2 protein-coding genes are annotated in these 2053 nt (G+C 59.3%); one reads left to right on the top strand and one right to left on the bottom strand.

All coding sequences use genetic code 11. The features are described from left to right. On the top strand, window positions 1–1438 hold a 1438-nt coding region (locus ACP5E6_RS18670; RefSeq protein WP_427956918.1), incomplete at its 5' end, for a VapE domain-containing protein. A 115-nt stretch (window positions 1439–1553) separates the two neighbouring features. Here ACP5E6_RS18670 and ACP5E6_RS18665 read toward each other — a convergent pair. Continuing rightward, the gene (locus ACP5E6_RS18665) at window positions 1554–1748 is read right to left on the bottom strand and encodes a hypothetical protein (RefSeq protein ID WP_427956917.1); all 195 of its coding nucleotides are present in this window, start codon (window positions 1746–1748) and stop codon (window positions 1554–1556) included. Window positions 1749–2053 lie beyond the last annotated feature (305 nt).

The following is a 2053-nucleotide window of genomic DNA, read 5'->3' as shown; positions in this document are numbered from 1 at the left end:
GAAGCCGCAGGACGGCACCGAGGCCAGCGCCGCGCCGGATGGGCGGGGCACCGATAAAAGCCGCTCCGCAGCCGCGTTTAAGGCGATCGGACGCTGCTATCGCGCCGGGCAGACCTATGACCAGATGGTCGAAACGCTCTCGACCGCGATCGGCGCCGCGTCGTGGGTCCGCGAAAAGGGGATGCCGAACGGGCAGCGCGAACTTCGCCGCGCCTGGGCAAAGATCGCCGATACAGCGCGCAACGATCCCGCCCCGGCTTGGCTGGATCAGTGCCAGACAACGGCACAAGGCGAGCCGCGCAACAACGTTTTCAACGCAATGGTGGCCCTGAGAAAAGACCCGCGCCTGTCTGGGCTTTTCGCCTACAATGAGATGACGCGCGAAGCGCATCTCATGCGCCCCATCCCCGGCCCGCACCCGCAGATCGTCGAAAAACCGCGCCCCGTCCTCGATAATGACGAAACCGTGCTTCTCGAACTTCTACAGCGCGCCGGCCTGGAAAATATGACGATCTCGACGGTTCACGCCGCGATCAACGCCCGAGCCGTCGAACGCTCTTATCATCCGGTCAAAGATTATCTCGATGGGCTTCGCTGGGACGGCAAGCCCCGTCTGAGGACGTGGGTAAGCGAATACCTGGGAACGTTGCCCACGTCATATCATGAGGCCGTAGGCTCAATGTTCCTCATCGCAATGGTCGCCCGCATTTACCGGCCCGGATGCAAGATGGATTACGTGCCGATCCTCGAAGGGGTGCAGGGCGCTTGGAAATCGACCGCCTGCAAGATTTTGGCGGGTGAGGAATATTTCGGCGATCATATCCCCGCCATCGAGACCAAAGACGCAATGCAATACTTGCGGGGGAAATGGCTGGTCGAACTCGCAGAGTTGTCAGCGACAAGCAAGGCCGATGCCGAGGCCCTAAAATCGTTCATCACCCGTTCGGTCGAAAAGTACCGCCCCAGCTACGGACGAAGGGAAGTTGTTGAACCCCGGCAATGCGTTTTCATCGGCACGACGAACAAGGCCGAATATTTGAGAGACGAAACCGGCGCGCGGCGCTTCTGGCCGATCTCGGTGGGCAAGATCGACCTCGACGCCCTCGCCCGCGACCGCGATCAGTTGTTCGCTGAGGCCGTCGCGCGCTATCGCGCTGGCGAAGGATGGTGGCCCAGCCCCGACTTCGAGCGCGAACACATCACCCGCGAACAGGAGTCGCGCCAAGAGCATGACGCCTGGGAAGCGCCGGTTATGACCTACATCGCCGGGCTCTCGCGAACCACAATTCTCGACGTGGCCCATGAGGCAATCCACCTCGAAACACAGAAAACCGGTTTACCCGAACAGCGACGCATCGGCGCAATTCTCCACATGGCCGGCTGGGTTAGAGGGAAAAGCGGGAGCGTCCGATATTGGAAACCGGGCACCCCCACATGAGACCCAAAAAGGCCAGCAAAAAGGCCACCCCCGCCCTCACAGGGCAGGAGTTACTGACATGGCATATATGGATTTATCTAATGATTATAACGGGCTCGATCGCTTTTAAGCCCAGCTATGTGGGCGATCCGTACACAATAGCTACACGCAGCCGCGAATTGGGGGCAAAATGACCGATCACCTGGCCGACCAGATCGCGGACCTTGCCCGCCGCGTTCAACGCCTCAATCCAGACCGGCACGACCCGGAAAAATATCACTGCGAAAAATCCGAAATCGCCGCCGCGCTCCGCCGCCTCATTCAGCACCAATCACCGCGACCATCTTATCAGTATTCACCGAATAAACTGTAATTGACGCGCCCTGACGCGAAGTGACGCAGTAATATATTATTGCCTGATAACTGATATTCCGCTATATTCCTCATGCGGCACGACCTCGGCCGCGTGTCGCACAACTGCCGGATGCTGGCGTTTCACTCCGTTGGCATCCGGCGATATTGAAGGATTTACGATGACCGAACGCGCCAATGTTGCAGCCCCACGATTCGATGACGGCGAGGAAATCCCCGCCTGGGCGAAAAAACTGATTGATGGCGCGAAAGAGATCGAGCGGC

Source organism: Acidiphilium sp. (assembly GCF_049977125.1).
Taxonomy (GTDB): domain Bacteria; phylum Pseudomonadota; class Alphaproteobacteria; order Acetobacterales; family Acetobacteraceae; genus Acidiphilium.
Note: the sequence above shows the minus strand (reverse complement) of the source record. Positions and strands in the feature narration are given on the sequence as shown.